Annotated in this window: 28 protein-coding genes; 17 read left to right on the top strand and 11 right to left on the bottom strand. The window is 59.7% G+C overall.

Going from position 1 to position 22,676, the window contains the following annotated elements; all coding sequences use genetic code 11:
* Positions 1 to 35: 35 nt before the first annotated feature.
* On the top strand, positions 36 to 884 hold the full coding sequence (locus BOP96_RS00815) for a carbon-nitrogen hydrolase family protein (protein ID WP_014716924.1): 849 nt from the start codon (positions 36 to 38) through the stop codon (positions 882 to 884).
* A gap of 16 nt (positions 885 to 900) precedes the next feature.
* Entirely contained in the window at positions 901 to 2,343 is a 1,443-nt protein-coding gene (tldD, locus tag BOP96_RS00810) for a metalloprotease TldD (RefSeq protein WP_073451625.1), read from the top strand.
* Between the two features lie 45 nt (positions 2,344 to 2,388).
* Here tldD and yjgA read toward each other — a convergent pair whose 3' ends face one another.
* Entirely contained in the window at positions 2,389 to 2,910 is a 522-nt protein-coding gene (gene yjgA, locus BOP96_RS00805) for a ribosome biogenesis factor YjgA (RefSeq protein ID WP_073451624.1), read from the bottom strand.
* Between the two features lie 108 nt (positions 2,911 to 3,018).
* On the opposite strand from yjgA, the gene pmbA reads away from it, so the two are divergent.
* From pmbA to BOP96_RS00775, 6 genes are all read left to right on the top strand, one after another.
* A complete protein-coding gene (gene pmbA, locus BOP96_RS00800; protein WP_014716925.1) occupies positions 3,019 to 4,365 on the top strand; it encodes a metalloprotease PmbA in 1,347 nt (448 codons plus the stop codon).
* Positions 4,366 to 4,512: 147 nt separating this feature from the next.
* Positions 4,513 to 4,908 (top strand): hypothetical protein, encoded by a 396-nt coding sequence (locus BOP96_RS00795; protein WP_003188570.1) that lies wholly within the window; start codon positions 4,513 to 4,515, stop codon positions 4,906 to 4,908.
* Positions 4,901 to 6,277 (top strand): class II fumarate hydratase, encoded by a 1,377-nt coding sequence (locus BOP96_RS00790; RefSeq protein ID WP_073451623.1) that lies wholly within the window; start codon positions 4,901 to 4,903, stop codon positions 6,275 to 6,277. The genes BOP96_RS00795 and BOP96_RS00790 overlap by 8 nt, the downstream gene beginning before the upstream one ends.
* Before the next feature lie 27 nt (positions 6,278 to 6,304).
* Positions 6,305 to 6,733, top strand: a complete 429-nt coding sequence (locus tag BOP96_RS00785) for a hypothetical protein (protein WP_014716928.1) — start codon at positions 6,305 to 6,307, stop codon at positions 6,731 to 6,733.
* Position 6,734: 1 nt separating this feature from the next.
* On the top strand, positions 6,735 to 7,346 hold the full coding sequence (locus tag BOP96_RS00780; protein ID WP_014716929.1) for a superoxide dismutase: 612 nt from the start codon (positions 6,735 to 6,737) through the stop codon (positions 7,344 to 7,346).
* A gap of 32 nt (positions 7,347 to 7,378) precedes the next feature.
* Positions 7,379 to 8,272 (top strand): ZIP family metal transporter, encoded by an 894-nt coding sequence (locus tag BOP96_RS00775; RefSeq protein WP_014716930.1) that lies wholly within the window; start codon positions 7,379 to 7,381, stop codon positions 8,270 to 8,272.
* A gap of 112 nt (positions 8,273 to 8,384) precedes the next feature.
* Here BOP96_RS00775 and BOP96_RS00770 read toward each other — a convergent pair whose 3' ends face one another.
* The 10 genes from BOP96_RS00770 to BOP96_RS00725 all read right to left on the bottom strand — a co-directional run bounded on the left by BOP96_RS00770 (position 8,385) and on the right by BOP96_RS00725 (position 15,393).
* Positions 8,385 to 8,657, bottom strand: coding sequence for an HPr family phosphocarrier protein (locus BOP96_RS00770; protein ID WP_014716931.1), 273 nt, complete (start codon positions 8,655 to 8,657; stop codon positions 8,385 to 8,387).
* A gap of 16 nt (positions 8,658 to 8,673) precedes the next feature.
* The gene (gene rapZ, locus BOP96_RS00765; RefSeq protein ID WP_019816957.1) at positions 8,674 to 9,531 is read right to left on the bottom strand and encodes an RNase adapter RapZ; all 858 of its coding nucleotides are present in this window, start codon (positions 9,529 to 9,531) and stop codon (positions 8,674 to 8,676) included.
* Positions 9,532 to 9,533: 2 nt separating this feature from the next.
* Positions 9,534 to 9,998, bottom strand: coding sequence for a PTS IIA-like nitrogen regulatory protein PtsN (gene ptsN, locus BOP96_RS00760; protein WP_014716933.1), 465 nt, complete (start codon positions 9,996 to 9,998; stop codon positions 9,534 to 9,536).
* A gap of 10 nt (positions 9,999 to 10,008) precedes the next feature.
* A complete protein-coding gene (gene hpf, locus BOP96_RS00755) occupies positions 10,009 to 10,314 on the bottom strand; it encodes a ribosome hibernation-promoting factor, HPF/YfiA family (RefSeq protein WP_014716934.1) in 306 nt (101 codons plus the stop codon).
* A 75-nt stretch (positions 10,315 to 10,389) separates the two neighbouring features.
* Positions 10,390 to 11,883, bottom strand: coding sequence for an RNA polymerase factor sigma-54 (locus BOP96_RS00750; protein WP_014716935.1), 1,494 nt, complete (start codon positions 11,881 to 11,883; stop codon positions 10,390 to 10,392).
* A gap of 184 nt (positions 11,884 to 12,067) precedes the next feature.
* The gene (gene lptB, locus BOP96_RS00745) at positions 12,068 to 12,793 is read right to left on the bottom strand and encodes an LPS export ABC transporter ATP-binding protein (RefSeq protein WP_003188582.1); all 726 of its coding nucleotides are present in this window, start codon (positions 12,791 to 12,793) and stop codon (positions 12,068 to 12,070) included.
* Positions 12,793 to 13,326: a lipopolysaccharide transport periplasmic protein LptA gene (gene lptA / locus BOP96_RS00740; RefSeq protein WP_014716936.1), complete on the bottom strand. Its 534-nt coding sequence runs from the start codon at positions 13,324 to 13,326 to the stop codon at positions 12,793 to 12,795. Before lptA ends, lptB begins: the two co-directional genes overlap by 1 nt.
* On the bottom strand, positions 13,313 to 13,885 hold the full coding sequence (gene lptC, locus BOP96_RS00735) for an LPS export ABC transporter periplasmic protein LptC (protein WP_014716937.1): 573 nt from the start codon (positions 13,883 to 13,885) through the stop codon (positions 13,313 to 13,315). The genes lptA and lptC overlap by 14 nt, the downstream gene beginning before the upstream one ends.
* Before the next feature lie 8 nt (positions 13,886 to 13,893).
* Complete coding sequence (locus BOP96_RS00730) at positions 13,894 to 14,418, bottom strand: KdsC family phosphatase (RefSeq protein ID WP_003188588.1); 525 nt, start codon at positions 14,416 to 14,418, stop codon at positions 13,894 to 13,896.
* Entirely contained in the window at positions 14,419 to 15,393 is a 975-nt protein-coding gene (locus tag BOP96_RS00725; protein WP_014716939.1) for a KpsF/GutQ family sugar-phosphate isomerase, read from the bottom strand. It lies immediately after the preceding gene.
* Positions 15,394 to 15,703: 310 nt separating this feature from the next.
* On the opposite strand from BOP96_RS00725, the gene BOP96_RS00720 reads away from it, so the two are divergent.
* The 9 genes from BOP96_RS00720 (at position 15,704) to hisD (ending at position 22,675) form a co-directional block, all read left to right on the top strand.
* Positions 15,704 to 16,513: an ATP-binding cassette domain-containing protein gene (locus BOP96_RS00720; RefSeq protein ID WP_003188590.1), complete on the top strand. Its 810-nt coding sequence runs from the start codon at positions 15,704 to 15,706 to the stop codon at positions 16,511 to 16,513.
* A complete protein-coding gene (gene mlaE / locus BOP96_RS00715; RefSeq protein ID WP_003188592.1) occupies positions 16,513 to 17,310 on the top strand; it encodes a lipid asymmetry maintenance ABC transporter permease subunit MlaE in 798 nt (265 codons plus the stop codon). Before BOP96_RS00720 ends, mlaE begins: the two co-directional genes overlap by 1 nt.
* Positions 17,310 to 17,777 carry an outer membrane lipid asymmetry maintenance protein MlaD gene (gene mlaD / locus BOP96_RS00710; protein ID WP_003188593.1) on the top strand — a complete coding sequence of 156 codons (468 nt, stop codon included), beginning with the start codon at positions 17,310 to 17,312 and terminating at the stop codon, positions 17,775 to 17,777. Before mlaE ends, mlaD begins: the two co-directional genes overlap by 1 nt.
* A gap of 11 nt (positions 17,778 to 17,788) precedes the next feature.
* Positions 17,789 to 18,436: an MlaC/ttg2D family ABC transporter substrate-binding protein gene (locus tag BOP96_RS00705; protein ID WP_014716940.1), complete on the top strand. Its 648-nt coding sequence runs from the start codon at positions 17,789 to 17,791 to the stop codon at positions 18,434 to 18,436.
* On the top strand, positions 18,433 to 18,738 hold the full coding sequence (locus BOP96_RS00700; protein ID WP_003188596.1) for an STAS domain-containing protein: 306 nt from the start codon (positions 18,433 to 18,435) through the stop codon (positions 18,736 to 18,738). The genes BOP96_RS00705 and BOP96_RS00700 overlap by 4 nt, the downstream gene beginning before the upstream one ends.
* 114 nt (positions 18,739 to 18,852) lie before the next feature.
* Positions 18,853 to 19,092, top strand: a complete 240-nt coding sequence (locus tag BOP96_RS00695; protein WP_003188597.1) for a BolA family protein — start codon at positions 18,853 to 18,855, stop codon at positions 19,090 to 19,092.
* Positions 19,093 to 19,115: 23 nt separating this feature from the next.
* Positions 19,116 to 20,381 carry a UDP-N-acetylglucosamine 1-carboxyvinyltransferase gene (murA, locus tag BOP96_RS00690; protein WP_003188598.1) on the top strand — a complete coding sequence of 422 codons (1,266 nt, stop codon included), beginning with the start codon at positions 19,116 to 19,118 and terminating at the stop codon, positions 20,379 to 20,381.
* Between the two features lie 213 nt (positions 20,382 to 20,594).
* Complete coding sequence (gene hisG / locus BOP96_RS00685; RefSeq protein ID WP_003188599.1) at positions 20,595 to 21,230, top strand: ATP phosphoribosyltransferase; 636 nt, start codon at positions 20,595 to 20,597, stop codon at positions 21,228 to 21,230.
* A gap of 128 nt (positions 21,231 to 21,358) precedes the next feature.
* Positions 21,359 to 22,675, top strand: coding sequence for a histidinol dehydrogenase (hisD, locus tag BOP96_RS00680; protein WP_014716941.1), 1,317 nt, complete (start codon positions 21,359 to 21,361; stop codon positions 22,673 to 22,675).
* Position 22,676: the final 1 nt, after the last annotated feature.

Genomic DNA, 22,676 nt, shown 5'->3' with positions numbered 1-22,676 from the left:
AGCATGGCCCCATGCCCTGTATGGAGTGTCGGCCCATGTCCTTTGCGGTAATTCAAATGGTCAGCCAGAGTGACGTGCTGGCCAACCTCGCCCAGGCGCGTCGCCTGCTGGAGCAGGCGGCGGCCGATGGCGCGAAACTCGCGGTGCTGCCAGAGAATTTCGCCGCCATGGGGCGCCGCGATGTGGCCGACATTGGCCGCGCCGAGGCGTTGGGGCAAGGCCCTGTGCTGCCCTGGTTGAAACAGGCCGCCCGCGACCTCACCTTATGGATAGTGGCCGGCACCTTGCCGCTGCCACCCAAGGACCAGCCCCACGCCAAACCCAATGCTTGCTCGCTGCTGATCAACGATCAGGGTGAAATAGTCGCTCGCTACGACAAACTCCACCTGTTTGATGTGGACGTAGCGGATGCTCGCGGTCGTTATCGCGAATCTGACGACTATGCTTTCGGTAACCAGGTGGTGGTGGCGGATACGCCGGTGGGCCGTGTGGGGTTAACGGTGTGCTACGACCTGCGGTTCCCCGAGCTGTACAGCGAGTTACGTGCGGCGGGGGCTGAACTGATTACCGCGCCCTCGGCCTTCACGGCAGTGACCGGGGCTGCGCATTGGGATGTGCTGATTCGCGCACGTGCCATCGAAACCCAGTGCTACCTGCTGGCAGCTGCCCAGGGCGGTGTGCACCCAGGCCCACGGGAAACCTTTGGCCACGCGGCGATTGTCGACCCTTGGGGCCGAGTGCTGGCGCAACAGGATCAAGGCGAGGCGGTGTTACTGGCCGAACGCGATAGCAGTGAACAGGCGTCGATACGGGCGCGCATGCCGGTGGCCAATCACCGGCGCTTTTTCTCGCAGGGCGCGCAGCGGCCTGCTTCAGAACGATGAATTTAAGGCCAAACCTATGAGCGAGTTGTTGTCCTCAGTCAGTGATCATCTCCTGGCACCCGGTGGCGTGACCATCGAAAGCCTGCAAACCGTGCTGGGTGATCTGGCCGGGCCGGGTATCGATGCGGCTGACCTGTATTTCCAGGGGCAGATTTCCGAGTCCTGGGCGCTGGAAGATGGGATCGTCAAGGAAGGCAGTTTCAACCTTGACCAGGGCGTAGGCGTTCGCGCGCAATCGGGTGAGAAAACCGGCTTTGCCTACAGCAATGCGATCACCCTGGAGGCCCTAGGCCTGGCGGCGCGTGCCGCCCGTTCGATTTCCCGTGCCGGGCAGAATGGCACGGTGCAGGCGTTCAGTACCCAGGACGTGGCGCAGTTGTATGCGCCGGATAACCCCTTGGAAGTGATCAGCCGTGCGGAAAAGGTCGAGCTGCTCAAGCGAATCGACGCAGCCACCCGCGCCTTGGACCCGCGTATCCAGCAAGTGACCGTGAGCATGGCGGGCGTGTGGGAGCGCATCCTCGTGGCGTCCACAGACGGTGGGCTGGCGGCGGATGTACGGCCGCTGGTGCGTTTCAATGTGAGTGTGATCGTCGAACAGAACGGGCGCCGCGAGCGCGGTGCCCATGGCGGCGGCGGGCGCACCGACTACCGTTATTTCCTCGCTGACGACCGTGCCATGGGCTATGCCCGTGAGGCGCTGCGCCAGGCATTGGTCAACCTGGAAGCGATTCCGGCACCCGCCGGCACCTTGCCGGTGGTGCTGGGCTCGGGTTGGTCTGGCGTGTTGCTCCACGAAGCCGTGGGCCATGGCCTGGAAGGCGATTTCAACCGCAAGGGCAGTTCCGCCTACAGTGGGCGCATGGGCGAAATGGTTGCGTCCAAGCTGTGCACCATTGTCGATGACGGCACCCTCGCCGGCCGCCGTGGTTCGCTGAGTGTCGATGACGAAGGCACGCCGACCGAATGCACCACCCTGATCGAGAACGGCGTGCTCAAGGGCTACATGCAAGACAAGCTCAACGCCCGCCTGATGGGCGTGGCGCGCACCGGTAATGGTCGTCGTGAATCCTATGCGCATCTACCAATGCCGCGCATGACCAACACCTACATGCTCGGTGGCCAAAGCGATCCGGCAGAAATCATTGCCTCGGTAAAACGCGGTATCTACTGCGCCAACCTCGGCGGCGGCCAGGTGGACATCACCAGCGGCAAGTTCGTGTTCTCCACCAGCGAGGCGTACCTGATCGAAGACGGCAAGATTACCGCGCCGGTCAAAGGGGCGACGCTGATTGGTAACGGCCCGGAAGCCATGAGCAAGGTGTCGATGGTCGGTAACGACCTGTCGCTGGACAGCGGGGTGGGCACGTGCGGCAAGGATGGGCAGTCGGTGCCGGTAGGTGTCGGCCAGCCAACCTTGAAAATTGATGCGATCACCGTGGGTGGTACGGGATCGTAGGAACGCAAGCTTCGGGTGGCGAAGACCGCCACCCGGGGAAGAGGATCAGCGCAGGCCGCGTTGAGTCTCGTCCAGCTCACGGATGTATTTGAAGATTTTACGGCTGGTGGCCGGCACCTTGTTATGCGCCAGCTCGTGCTGGGCCTGACGGATCAGGGAGCGCAATTGCTGGCGGTCCGCGTCCGGGTAGTCCAGTACGAATTTCTCCAGCACCGCGTCATCGCCCGAGATCAGGCGGTCACGCCAACGTTCCAGGTTGTGGAAGCGTTCGTTGTACTGGCGAGTGGAGGCATCGGTTTGATCGAGCAAAGTCAGAATGGCGTCAATGTCTTGGTCGCGCATCAGTTTGCCGATAAACGAGATGTGCCGTTTACGCGCGATATTCGCGGTGTGCTTGGGCGCATCCGCCAGGGCCCGACGCATTTCGTCGGTCAGTGGCAGTTTGGCGACCAAATCCTTTTTGAGCGTTGTAAGGCGCTCGCCAAGGTCAACCAGAGCATGCAGCTCACGTTTGACCTGGGTTTTGCTTTTCTCCCCATCGAGGGAGTCGTCGTAAGAATCAACCATGGTGGCAGTCCGCAAAGAAACGCCGCCATGATAACCAGTCGGGGGCCGCTTGTCCGGCCCGGTCGCTCGATGGCCATTACCGAAAGCAGAATTTGAGTGGAGAAAACCATGAGTGCAGCCCAAAGCGTCGGTCCACAAGCGTTACCGGCCCTGCAGGAACAAGTCGAGCAGATCCTTGCCGAGGCCAAGCGCCAGGGGGCCAGCGCCTGTGAAGTGGCGGTGTCGCTGGAGCAAGGGTTGTCGACTTCGGTGCGCCAGCGGGAAGTGGAAACGGTTGAATTCAATCGCGACCAAGGGTTTGGCATTACCTTGTATGCGGGCCAGCGAAAAGGCTCGGCCAGCACTTCCGCCAGTGGCCCTGAGGCGATTCGCGAGACCGTCGCCGCAGCACTGGCGATTGCCAAGCACACCTCCGAGGATGAAAGCTCGGGCCTGGCCGACAAGGCGTTGATGGCCAAGGATGTGCAGGATTTTGACCTGTTCCACGCCTGGGATATCACGCCTGAGCAAGCCATCGAGCTGGCGCTGACCTGCGAAGCGGCAGCCTTCGATGCCGATGCCCGCATCAAGAATGCGGACGGCACCACCTTGAGTACCCATCAGGGTTGCCGCGTCTACGGCAACAGCCATGGCTTTATCGGTGGCTATGCGTCCACGCGTCACAGCCTCAGTTGCGTGATGATCGCCGAAGCCAACGGGCAGATGCAGCGTGATTACTGGTATGACGTAAACCGCCAAGGCGATTTACTGGCAGACCCTGCAAGCATTGGCCTGCGTGCGGCGCAACGGGCTGCGAGCCGCCTGGGCGCGCGCCCGGTGCCGACCTGCGAAGTGCCTGTGCTGTTTTCCGCAGAGCTGGCCGGTGGTTTATTCGGCAGCTTCCTCGGCGCGATTTCCGGTGGCAACCTGTATCGCAAGTCTTCGTTCCTGGAAGGCGCCATCGGCCAGAAGCTGTTCCCTGAGTGGCTGACCATCGACGAGCGCCCGCATCTGATGCGCGCGATGGGCAGTTCGTCGTTCGACGGCGATGGCCTGGCGACCTATGCCAAGCCGTTTGTCGAGCAAGGTGAGCTGGTGTCCTATGTGCTGGGCACTTATGCCGGTCGCAAGCTGGGCCTGCCAAGCACCGCTAACGCAGGCGGCGTGCATAACCTGTTCGTGACCCACGGTGATGAAGACCAGGCGGCGTTGTTGCGGCGGATGGGGCGTGGGTTGCTGGTGACTGAATTGATGGGCCATGGCCTGAACATGGTCACCGGTGACTACTCGCGTGGTGCGGCGGGCTTCTGGGTGGAGAATGGCGAGATTCAGTTCGCCGTCCAGGAAGTGACCATCGCGGGCAATATGCGCGATATGTTCAAGCAGATCGTTGCCGTGGGTAACGACCTTGAACTGCGCAGCAATATCCGCACGGGTTCGGTGCTTATTGAACGCATGACGGTCGCTGGCAGCTAATCCCTCCCGCACGTTCTGAAAGGCGCGCCATCGCAAAGATGGCGCGCCTTTTTTATTGCGCCTCTTTTGACAGGATTAATGGGTCACTCTTGTTTTGATTCTCAATATCATTTAATAATAAATATCATTACCGAATGAGTGTGTCTCATGAGTTCTGTCTTGCATGAGGATCCCTATCTGGAAAGCTGGCGTTGGATGAGCCGCCAGATTCGCTGTGGCCTGGATCCCAATGAACCCCGCCTGATTGAGCATTACCTGAACGAAGGTCGGTACCTGGCGTGTTGCACCGCAACCCATCCGTGGACCATCGCTGAAACCTCATTTCGTTTGTTGATCGACACCGCCGCTGATGTCGCCTTGCCCTGGCATTGGCGCTCCCTGTGCCTGGACCAGGCCTGGCGACCACTGCGCGACCTGGAAAAACTCTCCCACTGTGCCTGCCGCCTCAAGCGCTGGCAGACCTTTGCCTGGCAATTGGCGAGCTGCGAATTACTGCCTTCGATTTCCGTTTCTGACTTGGTGCAAGGATCTAATGATGAGTAACACCCGTATCGAACGCGACAGCATGGGCGAACTGCATGTGCCGCAAGAAGCTTTGTATGGCGCACAAACACAGCGTGCGGTGAACAACTTTCCGATCAGTCATCAACCCATGCCGGCGCAATTCATCCGCGCCCTGATCCTGGCCAAGACCGCCGCCGCGAGGGTCAACGTCGACCTCAAGCAAATCAGCGAAGGGCAGGGCAAGGCCATTGTCGATGCCGCCCAAGGCCTGCTGGAAGGCGACTACATGCAACACTTCCCGGTGGATATCTTCCAGACCGGCTCCGGCACCAGCTCCAACATGAACGCCAATGAAGTGATCGCGACGCTTGCCAGCCGTTTGCTGGGCGAGGCGGTTAACCCCAACGATCATGTGAATTGCGGCCAGAGCAGCAACGACATCATCCCCACCACCATCCACGTCAGTGCCGCGTTGGTGCTGCATGAGCAAACGCTGCCGGCCCTGCTGCATCTGGTGCAGGTCATCGAGCAAAAAGCCGAGGCAGTTCACCCGTTCATCAAGACCGGCCGCACGCATTTGATGGACGCCATGCCGGTGCGCATGAGCCAGGTGCTCAACGGCTGGGCGCAGCAGCTCAAGGCCAATATCGGCCACTTGCAGGACCTGCTGCCGGCGCTGCAAGCACTGGCACAGGGCGGCACGGCGGTCGGTACCGGGATCAACGCGCACCCCGAGTTTGCCGGGCGCTTCAGCCAGCAACTGAGCCTGTTGACCGGAGTGAAGTTCACCCCTGGCAAGAACCTGTTCGCGCTGATTGGCTCCCAGGACACCGCCGTTGCAGTCTCTGGCCAGTTGAAAGCCACGGCGGTGTCACTGATGAAGATCGCCAATGACCTGCGCTGGATGAACTCCGGCCCATTGGCTGGCCTCGGTGAAATCGAACTGGAGGCGCTGCAGCCGGGCTCGTCGATCATGCCGGGCAAGGTCAACCCGGTCATCCCGGAAGCGACCGCCATGGTGGCCGCCCAGGTCATCGGCAATGACACAGTGATCACGGTGGCCGGCCAGTCGGGCAATTTCGAGCTGAATGTGATGCTGCCGATCATTGCCCAAAACCTGCTCAGCAGCCTGGAGTTGCTGGCCAATGCCAGCCGGTTGCTGGCGGACAAGGCCATTGCCAGCTTCAAGGTCAACGAACCCCAGCTCAAGGAAGCGCTGTCACGCAATCCGATCCTGGTCACCGCACTTAACCCGATCATCGGCTACCAGAAAGCCGCTGAAATCGCCAAGAAGGCGTATCAGCAAGGCCGCCCGGTGATCGATGTCGCCCTCGAACACACCGACCTGCCGCGCAGCCAACTGGAAGTCCTGCTGGACCCGGAAAAGCTCACCGCCGGCGGCGTGTAATCAACGACCCCGCTTTGGAGGCTCACCATGGAGCACTGGAAACGCACGATCGAACGGGCCAATCGCTGCTTTATGGCAGGCGAGTTGGTTGACGCTCGCGAGGCCTATCTGCAAGCCCTGGCCCTGGCCCAAGTGTTGTTCGAACGCTGGGCGGATGCTGACGAAGCAGTGGCGGCTTGCGTCATTTCCCATCACAACCTGGCGGACCTGCACTTGCGCCTGAACCAGCCTGAGGAAAGCGCGGAATACCTCTGCGCTATCCATCAGCGCCTCTTACAGACCATGCAGAACCCGCGACTCAGCCCGTCACTGCGCGAGGCCGCGCTGCGCCAAAGCAGCAAGACCTACGTCGAGCTGCTGAATTTCATCAGCGATCACGGCGAATACCCACGCACTCATCGGCTGCTGGGCAGTGCTGCGACGCCAACGTCCACGTCCCACTATGGAGCACATTGATATGACCTATACCTTGCCGGCCTTGCCTTACGCCTACGACGCCCTCGAGCCGCATATCGACGCGCAAACCATGGAAATTCACTACACCAAGCACCACCAGACCTACATCAATAACCTCAATGCTGCGGTCGAGGGGACTGAGTTCGCCGGCTGGCCGGTGGAGAAGCTGGTGTCCAGCGTCCAAACATTGCCGGAGAAATTACGCGCTGCTGTGGTCAACCAAGGAGGCGGGCATGCGAACCACTCGTTGTTCTGGGCAGTCATGTCACCGACAGGGGGCGGCAAACCCGAGGGCGCGCTGGGCAAGGCTATCGACGAGCAATTGGGTGGTTTCGACAGCTTCAAGGAGGCGTTCACCAAGGCGGCCTTGACGCGATTCGGCAGCGGTTGGGCCTGGCTGAGCGTTACGCCACAAAAAACGCTGGTGGTGGAAAGCAGCGGCAACCAGGACAGCCCGCTGATGAGCGGCAATACGCCGGTGCTGGGCCTGGACGTCTGGGAGCACGCTTACTACCTGCAATATCAAAACCGACGACCGGAGTACATCAATGCATTCTATAGCGTCATCAACTGGCCGGAGGTTGCCGCGCGCTATCAGGCCGCTTTGGCCTGACATTCACTACATAACAAGATCTAAGGCCGACTATGGGCACTCAAACACTGGCGATCGGTAGCGTGCGAATGTTTCGTTATGCGTTTGGCACGCTGCTGCTATTGGCAGGTACTGCGTTATTGGTGGCCCATGGGCTGGCCTGGTTGAACCTGGAACCGCGCATACTGCGTGCTTTGCAGGGTGGGGCGATCTGCGCGCTTGGCACGGCGCTGGGCGCGGTGCCGGTGTTGGTGATTCGGCGCATGCCGATGGCGCTTAGCGACACCCTGCTGGGCTTTGGTGCCGGTGTGATGCTGGCGGCGACTGCGTTTTCTCTGGTGGTACCGGGCATCGCCGCCGCCGAAAGCCTGGGACTTTCACCTTGGGGCGCCAGTGGCTTGATCAGCTTCGGCATCATGCTCGGGGCGTTCGGCCTGTACCTCGTAGACCGCAAGGTTTCTGGCGCCAGCCCGGAAATGCTGGTGGGTACACCGGATAAACCGGTTATCCCGCCGCGTATTTGGTTGTTCGTGTTTGCCATCATTGCGCACAACATTCCGGAAGGCATGGCTGTGGGGGTTTCTGCGGGCGGAGGCATGGCGGATGCCGACAGCCTCGCCATGGGCATTGCCCTGCAGGATGTGCCTGAAGGGCTGGTGATTGCGCTGGTATTGGCTGGGGCGGGAATGTCGCGGATCAAAGCCTTTTTGATTGGCGCTGCATCAGGCTTGGTTGAGCCGGTATTTGCGGTGCTCTGTGCATGGCTGGTGAGCCTTGCCGAAGTGTTGTTGCCGCTGGGTTTGGCGTTGGCCGCCGGGGCAATGTTGCTGGTCGTGACTCATGAAGTCATCCCCGAGTCGCGCCGCAATGGCCATGAAAATCTCGCCAGCCTTGGGCTGTGCCTCGGGTTTTGCCTGATGATGGTGATGGATACGGCGTTAGGCTGAGGGTGGTTCCCTGTAGGAGGGAGCCTGCTCGCAAAAAAAACGGAGAGCACTGCGTTAACCAGGATGCCGCGTTATCGTTGACGTTTTTCGCGAGCAAGCTCCTACAGTAGGGTTATTCGCCTTCGTCGAAGTAGTTGTTGATCAACGCGACCAGTGCGGCCATTGCTTCGTCTTCTTGCTCGCCTTCGGTGCGCAGATGGATTTTGGTGCCTTTGCCGGCCGCCAACATCATCATCGCCATGATGCTTTTGCCATCGACCATGGACTCTGGCGTACGCCCAGCACGGATCTGGCAGGGGAACTGCCCGGCCACGCCGACGAATTTAGCCGACGCCCGGGCGTGCAAGCCCAGCTTGTTGATGATTTCAATTTCCAGAGCAGGCATCGCGCAGGTGTTCCTTTCAACTCAGGTCGCGGTGGCGAACCTGGACGTTCTTGAGGGTTTGTTGCAGCACCTGGCCCAGCCGTTCAGTCAAATAGACCGAGCGGTGGTGGCCGCCGGTGCAGCCAATGGCAATGGTGACATAGGCTCGATTGCTGGCGGCAAAGCGCGGCAACCATTTGAGCAGGTAGCTGGAGATGTCCTGGAACATCTCTTCCACATCCGGTTGTGCGGCCAGGTAGTCGATCACAGGCTGATCCAGCCCGGACTGATCGCGCAACTCCGGCTTCCAGTAAGGGTTGGGCAGGCAGCGCACATCGAACACTAGGTCGGCATCTACCGGCATGCCGCGCTTGAAGCCAAATGACTCGACCAGAAACGCCGTCCCCGGCTCAGGCTGGTTCAGCAGGCGCAGCTTGATCGCGTCGCGCAACTGATACAAGTTCAGATTGGTGGTGTTGATCTTCAGGTCGGCCAGGTCAATGATCGGCCCGAGCAGCTTGGTCTCGTCCTCGATGGCTTCGGCCAGGGAGCGGTTGGCGCTGCTGAGGGGGTGGCGTCGACGGGTTTCGGAGAACCGCTTGAGCAAGGTCTCTTCGTCGGCATCCAGGTACAGCACATCGCAATGAATGTGCTTGGCACGCACTTCTTCCAACAGTTCCGGGAACCGCGAGAGGTGGCTAGGCAGGTTGCGCGCATCAATCGAGACCGCCACCAGCGGCTGCGCCAATTCGGTATGGATCAGTGCGCGTTCCGCCAGCTCTGGCAGCAGGCCGGCGGGCAGGTTGTCGATGCAATAGAAGCCGTTGTCCTCAAGCACATTGAGGGCGGTGCTCTTACCCGAGCCGGAGCGACCGCTGACGATGATCAAACGCATGATTACTGCCCGTTTTGTTCATCCAGGACAACTTGGTACAACGCTTCATTGCTGGAGGCGCTGCGCAGTTTGTCGCGTACATCCTTGCGGTCCAGCATGCTGGCGATCTGCCGGAGCAGTTCCAGGTGCGCATCGGTGGCGGCTTCCGGGACCAGCAGCACGAAGAGCAGGTCGACCGGGGCGCCGTCGATGGCGTCGAAATCAATGGGGTGATCCAAGTGCAGCAAGGCGCTCACAGGTGTTTCACAGCCTTTGAGGCGGCAGTGCGGAATGGCGATGCCGTTGCCAAAACCGGTGGAACCGAGTTTTTCACGGGCAATCAACGCTTCGAAGACATCTTGCATCTCCAGATCCGGCACTTCGCGTGCGATCAGGTTGGCAATTTGTTCGAGGGCTTTTTTCTTGCTGCCGCCCGGCACGTTCACGAGGGAACGGCCGGGGGTCAGGATGGTTTCAAGTCGGATCATGGGGGGAGAGTTAACGACCTGTACCTTGCATCAGGTGCAGATTCTTTTCCTTATGCTTTATGAGTTGGCGGTCGAGCTTGTCGTAGAGCGAGTCAATTGCCGCGTACATGTCTTCATGTTCTGCATTGGCAACGAGCTTGGCATTCGGTACGTGCAGGGTGGCCTCGATTTTCTGCTTGAGCTTATCGACCTCCATGGTGACCTGCACGTTGGTGATCTTGTCAAAATGTCCCGCAAGCTTGTTCAGTTTGCTCTCGGTGTATTCACGCAGGGGCTTGGTGACTACCAGCTGGTGTCCACTGATGTTGACTTGCATACAGCTTCTCCTTCGTTGCCAGTGCATAAAGCGGTGGGCAGGAATACCCACCACTGGAACGCTGTGGCCCGCCCGTCACATCAAACGCTTACGCTCGCTGGATGGCGCGATCCCTAGGGACTCGCGGTACTTGGCGACGGTTCGACGGGCGACCTGAATGCCTTGTGCCTCCAGTAAACCAGCGATCTTGCTGTCACTCAACGGCTTTTTCTGATTTTCAGCGGCAACCAGTTTTTTGATGATCGCGCGGATCGCCGTGGACGAGCATTCACCGCCTTCAGAGGTGCTGACGTGGCTGGAGAAAAAGTATTTCAGCTCATAAATACCCCGTGGGGTGTGCATGAATTTCTGCGTGGTAACCCGGGAAATCGTCGATTCATGCATGCCGACGGCTTCGGCGATGTCGTGCAGCACGAGAGGCTTCATGGCCTCGTCGCCGTACTCCAGAAAACCGCGCTGGTGTTCGACGATCTGGGTTGCGACTTTCATCAGGGTTTCGTTGCGGCTTTGCAGGCTCTTGATGAACCACCGCGCTTCCTGCAACTGGTTGCGCATGAAGGTGTTATCGGCGCTGGTGTCGGCGCGGCGCACAAAACCTGCGTATTGCGGGTTGACCCGCAGGCGCGGTACCGACTCCTGGTTCAGCTCCACCAGCCAACGTTCGTTGTCCTTGCGCACGATGACGTCGGGCACTACGTATTCGGCTTCGCTGGATTCGATCTGCGAGCCTGGGCGCGGGTTGAGGCTTTGCACCAGCTCGATGACCTGGCGCAAGTCATCTTCCTTGAGCTTCATACGGCGCATCAGTTGGCTGTAGTCGCGACTGCCCAGCAGGTCGATGTAGTCACTGACCAGGCGTTGCGCTTCGGTGAGCCATGGGGTCTTGGCCGGCAATTGGCGCAGTTGCAGCAACAGGCACTCGCTGAGTGTGCGGGCACCAATGCCGGCGGGCTCGAATTGCTGGATGCGGTGCAGGACGGCTTCGATTTCGTCCAGTTCGATATCCAGTTCCGGGTCGAAGGCCTCAAGGATCTCCTCGAGGGTTTCGTCCAGGTAGCCCTGGTTGTTGATGCAGTCGATCAGGGTGACCGCGATCAGGCGATCGGTATCGGACATCGGCGCCAGGTTCAGTTGCCACAACAGGTGGCTCTGCAGGCTCTCGCCCACCGACGTACGGGTGGTGAAGTCCCACTCGTCATCATCGTTGCTCGGCAGGCTGCTGGCGCTGGTCTGGTAGACGTCTTCCCACGCGGTATCCACGGGAAGCTCGTTGGGAATGCGTTCGTTCCAGTCGCCTTCCTCCAGGTTGTCCACCGTCGGGGCGGTTTCCTGATAGGAGGGTTCCTGCACGTCGGGATTGGGTTTTTGCTCGATGTTGTCGGCCAGCGGGTCTGCATTATCGAAGTCGTCGCCTTCTTCCTGGCGTTCGAGCATCGGATTGGACTCCAGGGCCTCCTGGATTTCCTGTTGCAGGTCCAGGGTCGACAATTGGAGCAGGCGGATGGCCTGTTGCAGCTGCGGTGTCATCGTCAGCTGCTGGCCCATTCTCAGGACTAGCGATGGTTTCATGGCAGGGGCTTAACACCTTATTCGCCGGCGCAATGCGCCATCCACGACAGGGCGCGTGAGCGCCAAACATAAGCAAATTATATGCCTGATCTCGGGGCCTTTGCCTAGAGCGCGGTAACAATAAAAAAACCGAGGTTTCCATTGACTCCCGCGCGCTCCAGGGAAAAGCGCGATACCCCTGTGTTTACAGGCGGAACTCGTGACCCAGGTACACTTCCTTCACCAGCTCGTTAGCCAGGATAGTCTCGGCATCGCCTTCGGCAATCAGCTGACCATCGTTGACGATATACGCTGTTTCGCAGATATCGAGGGTTTCGCGCACGTTGTGGTCGGTGATCAGCACGCCAATGCCCTTGGCCTTGAGGTGATGGATGATCTGCTTGATGTCACCCACCGAAATCGGGTCGACACCGGCAAAGGGTTCATCCAGCAGGATGAATTTCGGCGCGGTCGCCAGGGCGCGGGCGATTTCCACGCGGCGGCGCTCACCACCGGACAGGCTCATGCCGAGGTTGTCGCGAATATGGTTGATGTGGAATTCCTGCAGCAGGCTTTCCAGCTCCTGGCGGCGGCCATCGCGATCGAGTTCCTTGCGGGTCTCGAGAATCGCCATGATGTTATCGGCTACCGACAGTTTGCGGAAGATCGACGCTTCCTGGGGAAGATAGCCGATACCTGCCCGTGCACGACCGTGCATGGGTTGATGGCTGACATCCAGGTCGTCGATCAATACACGACCCTGGTCTGCCTGGACCAGCCCGACGATCATATAGAAGCAAGTGGTTTTGCCGGCACCGTTGGGGCCGAGCAAACCGACGATCTGGCCGCTGTCGATCGACAGGCTGACGTCGCGTACCACCTGGCGGCTTTTATAGGCCTTGGCCAGATGCTGGGCTTTCAGGGTTGCCATTACTCGGCCTTCTTCTTCGGCTGGATAACCATGTCGATGCGCGGGCGCGGTGCAGTGACCTTGGAGCCGTTGGCGCGACCGGCGTTGGCGATCTGCTTGACGGTGTCATAGGTGATCTTTTCACCTTCGGTCGAGTTGCCGTCTGGGCTCAGTACCTTGGCCTGGTCGATCAACACGATACGATTCTGCTGGGCGTGATACTGGATAGTCTTGCCGTAGCCCTTCATCGGGCCGGTGTCGGTAGCGGACTGCTTCTGCTCGAAATAAGCCAGGTTGCCCACCGACGTCACCACGTCAATGTCGCCTGCCTGGGTGCGCGTCAGAGTCACCGTGTTGCCGGTAATCTTCATCGAGCCCTGGGTGATGATCACGCCGCCTGTATAGGTGGCAACACCTTTCTTGTCATCGAGCTGTGCATCGTCAGCCGAAATATGGATCGGTTGCTGGCTATCGTTCGGCAGAGCCCAGGCGCTCACGCTTCCCAGTGCTGCGCCCAGACCGAGCAAAATAGGGAGGGTTTTAACGAGCCTCATACTGTCCTCTTACGTTCGATAGCAGGTGTATCCTGCTTTCTTTCAAATACGCTTTCATTCCCTTGCCAGTCGATACACCGCCAGCGCCGTCGATTCTAACGTCTTGCTCGGTCTGCGCATATTGCTTCTGTGGGAATACGGTCATGCGACTGCTGGTAATGATGGTGTCGCGGTTCTGCGCGTCTGTACGTGCGACGCGAACCGAGTCGATCAGTTCAACTTCGGTGCCATCCGGGTTGACCTCGCCACGCTTGCTGGTGACGTGCCAGGGAAATTCGGTGCCGCGATACAGGTTCAGGTCCGGATTGGTCAGCAGGCTGACTTCGGAAGCCTTCAAGTGCTCGACCTTGTCCGATGTCATCTCATACTGCACCTTGCCGTCAGGCAGGTACTGAATGCTGTAGGCATTGGTGGCGTAATAGTCGATAAGACCTTCGTCAACCTGCGCAACAGGCTTGTCGAGAAAGCGCTCCGGGCTGATATTCCAGTAGCCCACCGCCAGGAGCAGCGCGGCGATGACCCCGAATAACAGGAAGTTGCGAATCTTTTTGCTCAGCATATAACGCTCTATAGGTAGGCGGCGTGGGCCGCTTCAAGACTGCCCTGGGCACGCAGGATCAACTCGCAGAACTCGCGGGCGGCACCTTCGCCGCCACGGGCGGTGGTGATGCCATGGGCGTGTTCGCGGACAAACGCCGCGGCATTCGCGACGGCCATGCCCAGGCCCACCCGGCGAATCACCGGCAGGTCTGGCAGGTCGTCGCCCAGATAGGCGACCTGTTCATAGCTTAGGTTGAGTTGGCCAAGAAGCTCGTCCAGCACCACCAGTTTATCCTCGCGGCCCTGATACAGGTGAGGAATACCAAGGTTTTGTGCGCGGCGTTCCACAACCGGTGTTTTTCGACCGCTGATAATTGCGGTTTGCACGCCCGCTGCCATCAGCATTTTGATGCCTTGGCCATCGAGGGTGTTGAAGGTCTTGAATTCGCTGCCGTCTTCGAGGAAGTACAGGCGGCCATCCGTCAGCACGCCGTCAACGTCGAAAATCGCCAGTTTGATGTTTTTACCGCGTTGCATCAGGTCGCTGGTCATTTACATCACTCCTGCGCGCAGCAAGTCGCCTAGGTTTAGGGCCCCGATCGGCCGATCATCGTGGTCGACCACGATCAGTGCGCCTATCCGGTGGTCTTCCATGATTTTCAACGCTTCAGCCGCGAGCATTTCGGCGCGGGCGGTCTTGCCGTGAGGGGTCATCACGGCGTCGATGGTCGCGGTATGGATATCAATGGTGCGGTCAAGGGTGCGACGCAGGTCGCCGTCGGTGAATATCCCGGCCAGCCGGCCATCGGTTTCGACGATGGCGGTCATGCCCAAGCCCTTGCGCGTCATTTCCATCAGCGCATCCCGAAGCAGAGTGCCGCGTGGAACGCTCGGCAGCTCGGCGCCGCGATGCATGACATTTTCCACTTTCAGCAGCAGGCGACGGCCCAGTGCGCCACCCGGATGTGAAAATGCGAAGTCCTCGGCCGTAAACCCGCGGGCCTCCAGCAATGCCACCGCCAGGGCATCGCCCATTACCAGCGCGGCGGTGGTGGAGGAGGTGGGCGCCAGATTCAGTGGGCAGGCTTCGTGGGTCACGTGCACGTTCAGGTTGACGTCGGCAGCCTTGGCCAACGTTGACTCAGGGTTACCTGTGAGGCTGATCATCTGGATGCCCAGGCGCTTGATCAGCGGCAACAGGGTCACGATTTCGTTGGTGGTGCCGGAGTTGGATAGCGCCAAAATCACGTCATCCTTGGTGATCATGCCCATGTCGCCGTGGCTGGCTTCGGCCGGGTGCACGAAAAACGCAGTGGTCCCCGTGCTTGCCAAGGTCGCCGCGATCTTGTTGCCAATGTGGCCGGACTTGCCCATGCCGACCACCACAACGCGGCCCTTGCTCGCCAGAATCATCTCGCAGGCGCGCACGAAATCCGCGTCGATATGGGCCAGCAAGCCTTCTACGGCTTCAAGCTCAAGGCGTATGGTGCGTTGTGCGGATTGAATAAGGTCGCTGGATTGGCTCATGTCTGAAATCGTATAGCCTGACGAAAAGTCGGCGATTATAGCGGTAATGATCGATTCCCTCACGCAAGTTCGTCAGGCTTTGTGCGCGGGATAACTGAAAAGCACCGTGGGCAACATAGCAAGCAACGTTTTTTCCCTGTCTCAAATCTGAACCAGCGCTGTTCCGGCCTTGGGCGCTCTGTACCAGCAGTGATATAGTTCGCCGCCAGTTCGGTCCGCCCAACCCATGTGCTCAACTATTGCGCATCTGTTGAAAACCAAAGTCGCACACATGGTGTCTGAGTGAAAGGCTGCATCCCAAGGAGATTAGATGAGTGCCGATAACGCCTACGCGGTCGAGCTGAAGGGTCTTACCTTCAAGCGCGGGACGCGCAGCATCTTCAATAACGTCGATATTCGCATTCCTCGCGGCAAGGTCACGGGCATCATGGGGCCTTCCGGTTGCGGCAAGACCACCCTGTTGCGCCTGATGGGCATGCAATTGCGCCCCAGTGCCGGGGAAGTGTGGGTCAACGGCCAGAACCTGCCGACGCTGTCGCGCAGCGATCTGTTCGATGCGCGCAAGCATATGGGCGTGCTATTCCAGAGCGGCGCGCTGTTTACCGACCTCGATGTGTTCGAAAACGTGGCCTTCCCGCTGCGGGTGCACACCCAGCTGTCCGATGAAATGATTCGTGACATCGTGTTGCTGAAACTGCAGGCCGTAGGCCTTCGCGGCGCCATCGACCTGATGCCGGACGAGTTGTCCGGTGGCATGAAGCGCCGTGTCGCCCTGGCGCGGGCCATTGCGCTCGACCCACAGATCCTCATGTATGACGAGCCATTCGTGGGGCAGGACCCGATCGCCATGGGCGTGTTGGTGCGCCTGATCCGCCTGCTCAACGATGCACTGGGAATCACCAGTATCGTGGTATCCCACGACCTGGCCGAAACCGCGAGCATTGCCGACTATCTGTATGTAGTCGGTGATGGCCAGGTGCTGGGGCAGGGTACGCCTGAAGAGTTGATGAACGCCGATAACCCGCGCATTCGCCAATTCATGACCGGCAACCCCGATGGCCCGGTGCCTTTTCACTTTCCGGCGGCGGACTACCGCTCAGATCTTCTGGGGAAGCGCTGATGCGCAAGACATCTCTTATCGAGAAGGTTCGCCTTTTCGGTCGTTCGGGCATCGACATCGTCGAAGTGCTGGGGCGTTCGACCATTTTCCTGTTTCACGCCTTGCTGGGGCGCGGCGGCATCGGCGGCGGCTTTGGCCTGCTGGTCAAGCAACTGCACTCGGTGGGGGTGATGTCCCTGGTGATCATCGTGGTCTCCGGCGTGTTCATCGGCATGGTGCTGGCCCTGCAGGGTTTCAATATCCTGTCCAGCTACGGCTCGGAGCAGGCGGTAGGGCAGATGGTGGCCCTGACTCTGTTGCGTGAGCTTGGCCCGGTGGTCACCGCCTTGTTGTTCGCTGGGCGTGCGGGCTCGGCGTTGACCGCTGAAATCGGCAATATGAAGTCCACCGAGCAGCTGTCCAGCCTGGAAATGATCGGCGTGGACCCGCTCAAGTACATCGTTGCCCCGCGCCTGTGGGCCGGCTTCATTTCCCTGCCACTGCTGGCAATGATCTTCAGCGTGGTGGGTATCTGGGGTGGTTCGTGGGTGGCGGTTGACTGGCTGGGGGTCTACGACGGCTCCTACTGGGCCAACATGCAAAACAGCGTGACCTTCACCGGTGACGTGCTCAACGGCATTATAAAGAGCATCGTCTTTGCCTTTGTGGTGACCTGGATTGCCGTATTCCAAGGCTATGACTGTGAGCCCACTTCAGAGGGGATCAGCCGTGCCACCACCAAGACCGTTGTGTACGCCTCGTTGGCGGTACTGGGCCTTGACTTCATTTTGACCGCCTTGATGTTTGGAGATTTCTGATGCAAAACCGCACTGTGGAAATCGGTGTCGGCCTTTTCTTGCTGGCTGGCATCCTGGCTTTACTGTTGTTGGCCCTGCGAGTCAGCGGCCTGTCGGCCAGCCCTACCGCCGATACCTATAAACTTTACGCGTACTTCGACAATATCGCCGGTTTGACGGTCAGATCCAAAGTGACCATGGCCGGTGTCACCATCGGCAAAGTCACGGCAATCGATCTGGATCGCGACAGCTTTACCGGTCGGGTGACGATGCAACTGGACAAGAAGGTAGATAATCTGCCAACTGACTCCACGGCATCTATCCTCACTGCGGGTTTGCTGGGCGAGAAGTACATCGGGGTCAGCGTGGGCGGGGAAACAGCCCTGCTCAAGGATGGTTCGACCATCCACGACACACAGTCGTCGCTGGTGCTTGAAGACCTGATCGGAAAATTTTTGCTCAATACGGTCAATAAAGACGCCAAATGAGGAATCTGTTCATGATCTCTACCTTGCGACGTGGCCTGCTGGTACTGCTTGCAGCATTGCCGATGATGGCCAACGCGGCAGGTTCTGCCCACGATTTGGTGCAGGACACCACCAGCAAAATGCTGGCTGACCTCAAGGCTAATAAAGAACAGTACAAGCAAGACCCTTCCAAGTTCTACAACGCGCTCAACACGATCGTTGGCCCTGTGGTCGATGCTGAAGGCATCTCCAAAAGCATCATGACGGTCAAGTATTCGCGCAAGGCTACGCCTGCGCAGATGCAGACGTTCCAGGAAAACTTCAAGAAGGGTCTGTTCCAGTTCTACGGCAACGCTCTGCTGGAATACAACAACCAGGGCATTATCGTTGATGCGCCCAAGGACGAGTCGGGCGACCGTGCTGAAGTCGGGATGAAAGTCTCCGGCAGCAATGGCGCCGTGTACCCTGTGTCCTACACCCTGACGAAGATCAACGGTGAGTGGAAGCTGCGTAACGTGATCATCAACGGTATCAACATCGGCAAGCTGTTCCGTGATCAGTTCGCCGACGCGATGCAGCGCAATGGCAACGATCTGGACAAGACCATCAACGGTTGGGCCGGTGAAGTGGCCAAGGCCAAGGAAGAAACCGACAAAGCTGCCGGGAAGCCTGCGCAATGACCGAGTCGGCTGTTCGTATCGGCGACGCCGGCGAGCTGTTCCTCAGCGGCGTGCTGGATTACCGCACCGGGCCTGACCTGCGCAAGCAGGGCCAGGCGCTGATCAAGGCCAGCAAAGCGCCAGAGCTGGTGCTTGATTGCTCGGCGGTGACCAAGTCCAGCAGCGTCGGCCTGTCGTTGTTGCTGTGCTTCATGCGTGATGCCGAGGCGGCGAAAAAACCGGTCAGTATCCGTGCGTTGCCGGAAGACATGCGCGAAATTGCCGAAGTTTCCGGTTTGACCGAGCTACTGGCGCATCCTTAATACACATTGTTAAAGAAGCCCCCCGTCAGAGTCCTGCTATGCGGGGTTCGCAGGCGCGGGGCTTTTTTGTATGATGTGCGACCCGTGCGCACTGGGCGCCGATAGAGGTTGAGCATGCAGGCCCTAGAAGTTAAGAGCTTCCTTGAAGGAAAGCTGCCTGAAACGACTGTAGAAGTCGAAGGCGAAGGCTGCAATTTCCAGCTGAACGTGATTAGCGATGAACTGGCGGCATTGAGCCCGGTCAAGCGTCAGCAGCAGATCTATGCCCATTTGAACCCATGGATCACCGATGGCAGCATCCATGCGGTCACTATGAAATTTTTCAGCCGCGCGGCCTGGGCCGAGCGCACCTGAGCCCCCAAGGCGTCGAGATTCTTATGGATAAATTGATTATTACCGGCGGTGCCCGCCTTGATGGCGAGATTCGCATTTCCGGTGCGAAAAACTCCGCCTTGCCGATCCTGGCAGCGACCCTGCTGTGCGATGGCCCGGTGACTGTGGCCAACCTGCCGCACCTGCACGACATCACCACCATGATCGAGCTGTTCGGTCGCATGGGCATTGAGCCGGTGATCGACGAGAAACTGGCCGTCGAAATTGACCCACGTACCATCAAGACCCTGATTGCCCCGTACGAACTGGTGAAAACCATGCGTGCGTCGATCCTGGTGCTGGGCCCGATGGTTGCCCGTTTCGGCGAAGCCGAAGTAGCCTTGCCTGGCGGTTGCGCCATTGGTTCGCGTCCGGTCGACCTGCACATCCGTGGCCTTGAGGCCATGGGCGCAGTCATCGACGTCGAAGGCGGCTACATCAAAGCCAAGGCGCCGGAAGGCGGCCTGCGCGGCGCGAACTTCTTCTTTGATACCGTCAGCGTCACCGGTACCGAGAACATCATGATGGCCGCTGCCCTGGCCAACGGTCGCAGCGTGTTGCAGAACGCCGCACGCGAGCCGGAAGTGGTCGACCTGGCCAACTTCCTCAACGCCATGGGCGCCAAAGTTTCCGGCGCTGGCACTGACACCATCACTATTGATGGTGTAGAGCGTCTGCACACCGCCACCTACAAAGTCATGCCTGACCGCATCGAGACCGGTACCTACCTGGTTGCCGCTGCCGTGACCGGTGGCCGTGTGAAGGTCAAGGACACCGATCCGACCATCCTGGAAGCCGTCCTGGAAAAACTCAAGGAAGCCGGCGCAGAGATCACCACCGGCGAAGACTGGATCGAGCTGAACATGCACGGCAAGCGGCCAAAAGCCGTCAACGTGCGTACCGCTCCGTACCCGGCGTTCCCGACCGACATGCAAGCGCAGTTCATCTCCTTGAACGCGATTGCCGAAGGCACCGGTGCTGTGATCGAGACCATCTTCGAAAACCGCTTCATGCACGTGTATGAACTGCACCGCATGGGCGCCAAGATCCAGGTCGAAGGCAACACCGCCATCGTCACCGGGATCGACAAGCTCAAGGGCGCGCCAGTAATGGCAACCGACCTGCGTGCCTCGGCCAGCCTGGTAATCTCGGCACTGTGCGCCGAAGGTGACACCCTGATCGACCGCATCTACCACATAGACCGTGGTTACGAGTGCATCGAAGAGAAACTGCAGATGCTCGGCGCGAAGATTCGCCGCGTACCGGGCTAGTCCCCGCTGCCCTGTAGGAGCGAGCTTGCTCGCGAAGGCCTCATGTGAACCGCGTTGACTCTGAATAAACGCGTTATCGTTGACGTTCTTCGCGAGCAAGCTCGCTCCTACAAACACTGGTTTGTTTCAAATCGAGGCTGTCATGGCCTCGATCTGTGTCTGGCGCCGTTTGCGACCGGACAGCAATAGCCTGATGAAGGACTGACATTTCCCATGTTGACCATCGCACTGTCCAAGGGCCGCATCCTTGACGACACGTTGCCGCTTCTGGCTGAAGCGGGCATCGTGCCGACCGAGAATCCGGACAAGAGCCGCAAGCTGATCATCCCCACGACCCAGGACGACGTGCGCCTGCTGATCGTGCGGGCTACCGACGTGCCGACCTACGTTGAACATGGCGCCGCCGACCTGGGTGTTGCCGGCAAGGACGTGCTGATGGAATACGGTGGCCAGGGCCTGTACGAGCCTCTGGACCTGCGCATCGCCCTGTGCAAGCTGATGACCGCTGGCCGCGTGGGTGATGTCGAGCCCAAGGGCCGCCTGCGGGTCGCCACCAAGTTCGTCAACGTTGCCAAGCGCTATTACGCCGAACAAGGCCGTCAGGTCGATATCATCAAGCTCTACGGCTCCATGGAGCTGGCACCGCTGATCGGGCTGGCCGACAAGATCATCGACGTGGTCGACACCGGCAACACCCTGCGTGCCAACGGTTTGGAGCCCCAGGATTTTATCGCTGACATCAGCTCCCGCCTGATCGTCAACAAAGCATCGATGAAGATGCAGCACGCCCGTATTCAGGCGTTGATCGACACCCTGCGCAAGGCAGTGGAGTCTCGACACCGCGGTTGACTCACCCGCGTAGCTGAAGAGCTACGCCCGTCTATCCGCCTCATAGCCAGAATTCTCAGGTGCCCAAGCGGAAACGACTGCTAGTTTAGGGCGCCTGAGTTTTTGCCAATTCTATTGAGGCCCTCGCTATGACCACGTCCACTGCAATTGCCCGACTCAACGCTGCCGACCCGGATTTCGCCCATCATCTGGATCATCTGCTGAGCTGGGAAAGCGTGTCCGACGACTCGGTCAACCAGCGGGTGCTCGACATCATTAAGGCCGTGCGTGAGCGCGGTGATGCTGCGCTGGTGGACTTCACCCGCCAGTTCGACGGCCTGGACGTGCAGTCCATGGCTGACCTGATCCTGCCGCGTGAACGCCTGGAGCTGGCGCTGACGCGCATCACCGCACCGCAGCGCGAAGCCCTCGAAGTCGCTGCGGCGCGGGTACGCAGCTATCACGAAAAGCAGAAGCAGGACTCCTGGAGCTACACCGAGGCCGACGGCACTGTGCTGGGCCAGAAGGTCACGCCACTGGACCGCGCCGGCCTTTACGTGCCGGGCGGTAAGGCGTCGTATCCATCGTCGGTGTTGATGAATGCGATCCCGGCCAAAGTCGCCGGCGTGACCGAAGTGGTCATGGTGGTGCCGACCCCCCGTGGCGAGATCAACGAGCTGGTGCTGGCTGCCGCCTGCATCGCCGGTGTGGACCGTGTGTTCACCATCGGTGGCGCCCAGGCCGTCGCAGCGCTGGCCTATGGCACCGAAAGCGTGCCGAAGGTCGACAAAGTGGTCGGCCCCGGCAATATCTACGTCGCGACTGCCAAGCGCCATGTGTTTGGCCAGGTCGGTATCGACATGATCGCCGGTCCTTCCGAAATCCTCGTGGTGTGTGACGGCCAGACCGACCCGGACTGGATCGCCATGGACCTGTTCTCCCAGGCGGAGCACGATGAAGACGCCCAGGCGATCCTGGTCAGCCCCGATGCCGAGTTCCTCGACAAGGTCGCCGCCAGCATCAATAAGCTGCTGCCGACCATGGAGCGTGCCGAGATCATCGAGAAGTCGATCAACGGCCGTGGTGCGCTGATTCTGGTGCGTGACATGGAGCAGGCCATTGAAGTGGCCAATCGCATCGCGCCGGAGCACCTGGAGCTGTCCGTGGCGGACCCACAGGCCTGGTTGCCATCGATCCGTCACGCTGGGGCGATCTTCATGGGCCGTCACACCAGCGAAGCCCTGGGCGACTATTGCGCCGGCCCCAATCACGTGTTGCCAACCTCCGGCACTGCGCGTTTCTCGTCGCCGCTGGGGGTGTACGACTTCCAGAAGCGCTCGTCGATTATCTTCTGCTCGCCACAAGGCGCTTCCGAGCTGGGCAAGACCGCCTCGGTGCTGGCCCGTGGTGAATCCCTCAGCGCGCACGCACGCAGCGCTGAATACCGCATCGTCAAGGGAGCGTAAG

Origin of the sequence: Pseudomonas sp. FSL W5-0203 (genome assembly GCF_001896155.1) — a bacterium.
GTDB lineage: Bacteria > Pseudomonadota > Gammaproteobacteria > Pseudomonadales > Pseudomonadaceae > Aquipseudomonas > Aquipseudomonas paracarnis.
Note: the sequence above shows the minus strand (reverse complement) of the source record. Positions and strands in the feature narration are given on the sequence as shown.

Coding starts and splice junctions, on each gene's coding strand:
- BOP96_RS00695 (WP_003188597.1), top strand. CDS start 18,853: ATGCAGGCCCTAGAAGTTAAGAGCTTCCTTGAAGGAAAGCTGCCTGAA.
- BOP96_RS00775 (WP_014716930.1), top strand. CDS start 7,379: ATGGGCACTCAAACACTGGCGATCGGTAGCGTGCGAATGTTTCGTTAT.
- ptsN (WP_014716933.1), bottom strand. CDS start 9,998: ATGATCCGACTTGAAACCATCCTGACCCCCGGCCGTTCCCTCGTGAAC.
- BOP96_RS00750 (WP_014716935.1), bottom strand. CDS start 11,883: ATGAAACCATCGCTAGTCCTGAGAATGGGCCAGCAGCTGACGATGACA.
- BOP96_RS00770 (WP_014716931.1), bottom strand. CDS start 8,657: ATGCCTGCTCTGGAAATTGAAATCATCAACAAGCTGGGCTTGCACGCC.
- BOP96_RS00725 (WP_014716939.1), bottom strand. CDS start 15,393: ATGAGCCAATCCAGCGACCTTATTCAATCCGCACAACGCACCATACGC.
- BOP96_RS00730 (WP_003188588.1), bottom strand. CDS start 14,418: ATGACCAGCGACCTGATGCAACGCGGTAAAAACATCAAACTGGCGATT.
- mlaE (WP_003188592.1), top strand. CDS start 16,513: ATGCGCAAGACATCTCTTATCGAGAAGGTTCGCCTTTTCGGTCGTTCG.
- hisD (WP_014716941.1), top strand. CDS start 21,359: ATGACCACGTCCACTGCAATTGCCCGACTCAACGCTGCCGACCCGGAT.
- tldD (WP_073451625.1), top strand. CDS start 901: ATGAGCGAGTTGTTGTCCTCAGTCAGTGATCATCTCCTGGCACCCGGT.
- BOP96_RS00785 (WP_014716928.1), top strand. CDS start 6,305: ATGGAGCACTGGAAACGCACGATCGAACGGGCCAATCGCTGCTTTATG.
- lptB (WP_003188582.1), bottom strand. CDS start 12,793: ATGGCAACCCTGAAAGCCCAGCATCTGGCCAAGGCCTATAAAAGCCGC.
- hpf (WP_014716934.1), bottom strand. CDS start 10,314: ATGCAAGTCAACATCAGTGGACACCAGCTGGTAGTCACCAAGCCCCTG.
- rapZ (WP_019816957.1), bottom strand. CDS start 9,531: ATGCGTTTGATCATCGTCAGCGGTCGCTCCGGCTCGGGTAAGAGCACC.
- yjgA (WP_073451624.1), bottom strand. CDS start 2,910: ATGGTTGATTCTTACGACGACTCCCTCGATGGGGAGAAAAGCAAAACC.
- pmbA (WP_014716925.1), top strand. CDS start 3,019: ATGAGTGCAGCCCAAAGCGTCGGTCCACAAGCGTTACCGGCCCTGCAG.
- lptA (WP_014716936.1), bottom strand. CDS start 13,326: ATGAGGCTCGTTAAAACCCTCCCTATTTTGCTCGGTCTGGGCGCAGCA.
- lptC (WP_014716937.1), bottom strand. CDS start 13,885: ATGCTGAGCAAAAAGATTCGCAACTTCCTGTTATTCGGGGTCATCGCC.
- murA (WP_003188598.1), top strand. CDS start 19,116: ATGGATAAATTGATTATTACCGGCGGTGCCCGCCTTGATGGCGAGATT.
- BOP96_RS00815 (WP_014716924.1), top strand. CDS start 36: ATGTCCTTTGCGGTAATTCAAATGGTCAGCCAGAGTGACGTGCTGGCC.
- BOP96_RS00720 (WP_003188590.1), top strand. CDS start 15,704: ATGAGTGCCGATAACGCCTACGCGGTCGAGCTGAAGGGTCTTACCTTC.
- BOP96_RS00780 (WP_014716929.1), top strand. CDS start 6,735: ATGACCTATACCTTGCCGGCCTTGCCTTACGCCTACGACGCCCTCGAG.
- hisG (WP_003188599.1), top strand. CDS start 20,595: ATGTTGACCATCGCACTGTCCAAGGGCCGCATCCTTGACGACACGTTG.
- BOP96_RS00700 (WP_003188596.1), top strand. CDS start 18,433: ATGACCGAGTCGGCTGTTCGTATCGGCGACGCCGGCGAGCTGTTCCTC.
- BOP96_RS00705 (WP_014716940.1), top strand. CDS start 17,789: ATGATCTCTACCTTGCGACGTGGCCTGCTGGTACTGCTTGCAGCATTG.
- BOP96_RS00790 (WP_073451623.1), top strand. CDS start 4,901: ATGAGTAACACCCGTATCGAACGCGACAGCATGGGCGAACTGCATGTG.
- BOP96_RS00795 (WP_003188570.1), top strand. CDS start 4,513: ATGAGTTCTGTCTTGCATGAGGATCCCTATCTGGAAAGCTGGCGTTGG.
- mlaD (WP_003188593.1), top strand. CDS start 17,310: ATGCAAAACCGCACTGTGGAAATCGGTGTCGGCCTTTTCTTGCTGGCT.